This window comes from Terriglobus sp. YAF25 (assembly GCF_052113305.1).
Lineage (GTDB): Bacteria > Acidobacteriota > Terriglobia > Terriglobales > Acidobacteriaceae > Terriglobus.
In genome coordinates, this window is sequence record NZ_JBFRCY010000209.1 from 1 (window position 1) to 6,360 (window position 6,360).

At 56.5% G+C, this 6,360-nt stretch carries 3 protein-coding genes; all 3 read right to left on the minus strand.

Annotation, left to right across the window (positions count from 1 at the left end; genetic code table 11):
• Window positions 1-705 (minus strand): glycoside hydrolase family 3 N-terminal domain-containing protein (locus AB4043_RS10665; protein ID WP_442307029.1); only part of this gene is annotated, 705 nt, incomplete at its 3' end.
• 511 nt (window positions 706-1,216) lie between these two features.
• A complete protein-coding gene (locus tag AB4043_RS10670; protein WP_442307030.1) occupies window positions 1,217-3,727 on the minus strand; it encodes a glycoside hydrolase family 95 protein in 2,511 nt (836 codons plus the stop codon).
• 81 nt (window positions 3,728-3,808) lie between these two features.
• The coding region (locus AB4043_RS10675) for an arabinofuranosidase catalytic domain-containing protein (RefSeq protein ID WP_442307031.1) at window positions 3,809-6,360 on the minus strand (2,552 nt) is incomplete at its 5' end.

The window sequence follows — 6,360 nt, forward strand, 5'->3', positions numbered from 1 at the left end:
ATTGTAAGCAGCCATCACGGCACGGGATCCACCTTGCTCGAAACCCATACGAAATGGAACGGAATAGTACTCCCGGAAAAGGCGATCATCGAAATTCGATGATGTATAGGATCGACCATCCTCATTCTCGTTCGCGAGAAAGTGCTTCATCAGAGATGCGGCCTGCCAGTGTTTGGAATCGGGCCCTTGTAGCCCCTGAATGAATGCCACCGTCATCGTGCCAACCAGGTAGGGATCTTCGCCCATTGATTCTTCGGTGCGCCCCCAGCGCGGGTCGCGGCTAAGATCAACATTAGGCGCACGCACCACAATTCCGCCAAAATCGAATGCGGGGTTTTGATAGTAGTACCGCGCCTCCTCTCCTTCGAGAGCACCGATCTTCTTCATCAGTGCCGGATCCCATGTCGCGCCCAGCCCTTTCTCCTGGGGAAAGGTGGTCGTCGGTAAAGGGGGACGACCGCGTGGCCCCCATCCGCCGGGGCCGCCGAGTGCGAGCCCRTGCAAACCTTCAGCCTCGTCGGAAAGGGCGAGATGCAGGCGAGGAACCTTGGCATTTCCTCCCATAAGGTCAACCTTTTCCTGCAAGGTCAGGCGCTTGAGCAAATCTGCAATGCGCACCTCATCGCTTAGCTTCGGATTGCGGAATGGATACTCCACCTGCGCATCTGCCTTGAGTGCGGCCAATATAAGAACAGCAAAGAACAAAAGAACCCATTTTCTACATCCGCTCCGTTGCAACGCTTACTCCTCTCGGTTGTGTCCCCTGCTCCAAGTGGCTGACCGGCTACCCCATGCCTCTAGGGTTTTTCATGACGTCAAAGGCACCGCCCTCGCCGTTATTGTCTTTGTCGCGCTTACCGATCGATACTGCAACGACGAACAACCGTTGTGAAGTTCTATATCGCACAAAGTTGTTTAGAACCTTCGAACGTTACCATGTTCCTGAACCAAGGCCCCTTATCTCCCTCGGTTACGTTAAATTGCCCTGGAGCAAGGGGATCTCTCGGATTGCGATCTAATCCGTGGGCCAGGTCTGCCTTGCGCTCTTTTCGTCTTCTTCGTGAGTAGAGTGTCTTTCGTGCAAACTCTTGTAGCAGGGACGAAGCGCCAGACTTTACGCTCTCCGCGGCTTCCGGAAAAGTTTGCGATGCTAAGCCCCGTCAGAAATCACGGCTACAGGCAAACGCGAATAGTTGGTGATGGCGCAATCTGTAGCCTATTCTCGTCCATAAAAACGGAGCGTGTAGATGTGACCTCCAGCCATATTGAGGTGCACAACCTGCCCGTCAATCTGTGATACGGGAACGGGCTTGCCCTCGATGACAACTTTGCGGGGATCGATCGCTTGTGGGAGGCGAAGATCGACCGGGCCGGTGCGGTTCGCATGCCAGTGGACGGATGCACCACGCGGCTGCCACTGCAGGTCGAGCGAGCTGTTGCCGCGAAGCCGCAAGCCGATGACGCTGCCCTGCGACCAAGCCGAAGGAAGCGCCGGAAAGAGGTCGACTTCAGTATGGTCGGGGTACCAGCGCGACTGTACCAGAGCTTCGAGCATACCGTTAGCGGCACCGAGGTTACCGTCAATCTGAAAGACACCCGGAGGATGGGTATCCATCATGTTCGGAAACGTCGATTGGCGAAAGAGGACCTGCATGCTCTCATAGGCTTTTTCCCCTTCGCCCAGGCGATCCCAATAATTGACAACCCAAGCACGCGACCATCCCGTCTGGCCGCCGCCGTGCTCCAGTCTCGTCTGCAATGTATTTTGCGCAGCGCGGGCCAGGCCAGGGGTGTGCCACCGGTTGATCTGTGTCCCCGGGAAAAGCGCCCAAAGGTGCGATATATGCCGATGTCCGGGCTCCGCATCGTCGTAGTCGAGTGGCCATTCCTGCAAATTGCCACGCTGTCCGACTTGCAACGGAAGCAGCTTGGACTCCGCCACTCGAACGCGGTTTAGAAAAACTGGGTCCTCGTGCAAAATATCTCCCGCCTGCTGCGTACGCGTGAAAAGCTCCCGCACGATTTCCATATCCATCGTCGGGCCCATCGTAATGGAATGCGATGTGCCATCGGCCATCTTGTACCTGTTCTCTGGTGACAATGAAGGGCCGGTGACAAGATGACCGCTACCGTCGTCGACGAGGTAATCCAGGAAAAAGAGTGAGGCATCGTGCAGCAGAGGCCACGCCCGCGTACGGAGGAAGTCGCGGTCGAGCGAGAAAGCATAGTGGTCCCAGGCATGCAACGTCAGCCAGGCTCCGCCCATTGGCCAGATACCGTAAGGAACACCATCGATAGGATGAGCATCCCCCCATATATCAGTGTTGTGGTGGATGACGAAGCCTTGCGCGCCGTAGTATTTCCGCGCGACCTCCGTGCCGGTACCGCTGCCAGGGTTGCGCGCCATGTCGACGAGATCAAAAAGCGGCTGGTGCAGATCACCGAGATTACCTGGCTCCGCAAGCCAGTAATTCATTTCGGTATTGATATTGATGGTGAACTTGGAGCCCCAGGGGTTGCTAATGCCCGCCGCCCAGAGACCTTGCAGGTTTGCCGGAAGGCCGCCGGGCCGACTCGATCCGACCAGCAGATAGCGTGCAAACTGGAAGTACAACGATTGCAGACCGAGGTCGTTGCCTCCGGCTGCGACGCGGCGCAATCGCTCGTTCGTAGGTAACGCTTCGAGGGCGGCGTCGGCCGCACCGAGAGTGAAATGCATGCGCTGCATGTAATGGCTGACGTCGCGTGTAGCGGTTTCGCGGAGTTGCTCATAGCTCTTCTTCGCAGCACGATCAAGCGTGGCCTCGTCCTGCAGGGCGGGATCGCCTCCTGCAAAGCGGCCGCCTTTGAAGTCAGTCGCGGCGGTGATAAGGATAGTCACGCGATTGGCATTAATTACCTGCAGCGAGTTGCCATCCTGCAAGGATTGACCGCCATCGGYGAGGATACGTGCCTGACCATGGAAGCGAGTCTGGTCGTGGTGGTCGGCAGAAGGTTGAAGTGTGAGGTTATGAGCGTCCAGGGCGACGGTCGTGAAATCCGCAGGACGATCCATGCTGAGTTTGAAGGAAATGGCGCCAGGATGGCTCGCCGTAAGGTGCATCACAATCACCTGGTCGGGTGCCGAGGCGAATGTTTCCTTCTGGTACATCGTGCGGTCCTGCGTATAGGAGCTGCGCACGACACCCGTGTCGAGATCGAGCGAGCGCCGATAATTGTCCACGGGAGAGTCGGACTTCGAACGAAGATAAAGATCCCCCAGTGTGGAATAACCCGGCATACCACGCGGCGTCGATAGCATGGTCTGCTCCAGAAGCTTCTCTGCCTGACTGATCTTCGCGCTGTCCGTTCCTCGTGACTCCAACAAAAGTCGACGCGCCTCCAGGAACCCTTCGTGAGCGCGCGGGTTCAGCAGATCCGTACGCGAGCCTTGCCATACTGTACTTTCGTTGAGCTGCAAATGCTCGTCCTGCCAGCGCGTGCTCTTGCCGTCCATCAACGGCAGATTTTTCTTAGCATCCTGCAGGTCGCCGTTGTTCGGCCCGTCGTTCGCCCCGCCAAAGACCATGGCACCCAGGCGGCCGTTGCCAACAGGTAGCGCCTCATCCCAGATGATTGCAGGACGGTCGTACCAGAGGACATCGCTGTGCACGGGCCGCTGGGCGTGCGCTGCCCCATTTAGGAGAGTGCCGATAGCTGTGAGGACGACTGCATGGCGGACGTTCATTCTGGGCTTTCACTCCTGCAACCGATGGCGGTCACCCGTTTCTGGAAACAGACTACGATAGGACTCCTATCGTGTTCCCGACTAAGGTACTTGGCTAGAGTACGTATTCGATGCGCCGGGCGTTGGTACATCGCTTACGACCGGAGACCCCACGGGATGCGCTCTTCTTAACGCTGAAGTGAAAGTTATTCCAGAGCCCGAGACGGAAGTGCCCGGTTCGTAAAGATGGGTCAACGGGGTGTCAATCGTAATGCTGGCATTGCCCCTCCTACCGAGTGACCGGATAACCGCGGTCTCAGTATTAGCTCCGCTGCCAACCATAATGGTCTGCCCCGTCGTAAAACCTGCGGTGCTAAGGACGCGAATCACTGTCGAACCGATCGCTGTAACTTCAGTAGAGGATGTAGCTCCTGAAGTTCCCACGTTCGCAATGATTGCAGTTTCCCCGTCCGCGCCAAAACCGACAATCACGGTTTTACCCGCTGTAAAGCCTGTTATGCCGGCCACCTTAATATTGGTGGTTCCGGCCTCGGATGTGGCTGCCAGGCTGGTTGCTGCCTGAGAAACAAAATCTGTGCAATTACTGTCAGAATCGGCGCCATCCGGAAAGCGTCCTACACTCGTACCCGCTCCCCCAACAATTGCGGGGGCTACGACGATACATCCTCCCTGACTCTGACTTCCCTCAAGTGTGGCGAGTTCCGGACTGGTAATAGTACCGTTGCCGCTCGAATTGCTCTGCCGCGTTCCATAGACCAGGGCATCAACGACAATCTTGCCGGTTGAATCTACAAGCGCAAGTGAGCCGGCATTGTTTGCGAACGGACCTGCGGGGTTTTGAGCGACCGTAGGGTTCGACAGTGAGGTCCCGAACCACTGGTCTGGCGCTTGGGGGCCCTGATAGCCGGCTGAACGGGTTGCGATACCGGCGATATAGGCACCGTAAGGATGAGTACGAGAGAGAGGACGATCTAATGTAACTCCGGTGCCGAGAGCCTGGACCGCATCTCCGCTCGTATGGGTGAACTTCGTTGCCGGCTCAAACGTGATTCCGGTCCCAGGATCTGCGACATCGATTCCAGCCATATGATCGTAACGTAGAGGCGAGGTGAGAATGATATCGGTACCTGTGCCGTTGGCCTGCGCTGAACCGATCGAAGACACCTTTACGACTTCCTTCAGCGAACCAGTACCGACGGTAAGCATGTCACCAACGGAGACATTTGATGCTGCCACAAGCTTGATATCGGTTGCCCCCGACGAGACGGCGCCCGCGAGGACGGTCTGGGTCGATGCCTTTCCGACAGACCTCACCGTAACTTCCTCATAATTGCCTCCAATGTCGATGCCGACGCGCTGCCCTGCTTCAAAGCCGCTTGTATTGGCGATCGGCAAATTGGTCGACCCCACGGGGATGGTGAGCCACGGGCCTGTAGATACCGGAATAAAAATTGTCGTCATAGCATGAGCGGCTTCGCCGATACTCGCGACAGTTCGTTTCTCTCCGTCAATATCGATGGCTTCTCCGATATTCAATCCCTTTGTGGTACGCACATAAATCGTCTTCGTATTCGCGATTGCAGGTGCGGCCAGCCCGGAGTTGGAGAGACCGAGCAGATAAAAACCGTGCCGGGCAATCCTGGTGCCAGACGGGATGGTCGCCAATTCAACAGCCGCCCACTGTCCAGGAGTATGAAGGAGCTTCCAATTGGACACATTCATCGTGTCGTCTGTGGGGTTGTAAAGCTCAATGAACTGATCAGAATCGTTCAGACTTGTGCCGAACCGCACCTCGTTGATCTTAATTGGATAAACGTTGCGCACACGTATGGACATAACCTCCGGCGCCATTGCGTTAAGCCACATTGCTTTCGCTGTAAGGAAGCCGGCTTCAGGGTTAGCAGGAGAGGTAACGAGGAAGGTCGCTCTAACACTTGCTCCCGGAGGAATGGCCTCAGGGAAGATCTTTGCGGATGCAGTGCTATCAGAAACGACAGAATTCCAGCCTTTACCAGGTAGGGAAAGACGTAGCTGCAAGCCTCTTACCGGATCTCCAGTCGTATTCGTAAAGGACACGAGAACCTGCTGCCTGGAATTGGGAGTAAATGTCATCACTCGCGACAGACCTAGAGACGGCAGATCATATTTCGCAGCAACAATGTTCGCCTGCACCTCATCCGTTGTGGCCTGCGTAGGAAATCCGCGGGTCATAACGCCCTCATAAAATGTGCCGGAGGAACCGTTGCCATTATCGCCTCCGGTGCCGAGCAGAATGCCCCCCTGCTTACGCATCGGAGCATAACCTCCGCTGGTGCCGGGCAGAGGACGAGGGCCATTGTAAAAAGTGACAAGGTTTCCCTTTTGGGCATCACCGCCGCGCAAGTCCCAATGATCTCCGGTATCGCCATCCATGACGGCCGTGRCGAACCGCCAGGAATTGATGCTAGGATCTCCCTCATTCAATTTAGCGTTGCGCCCGGAAAAAAGGCCCGMTTCCATGTCGGACATAATCCATGGTCCGTTACCTTCGCCGCGACCCCAGACAGTAGAAGTGCCGAAGTAAGTCGTCTCCATCGTGCCGGTACCCACCGCGCGTCCGTTCGTGGAGGAGTTGCCATAATCGAAGCAACATC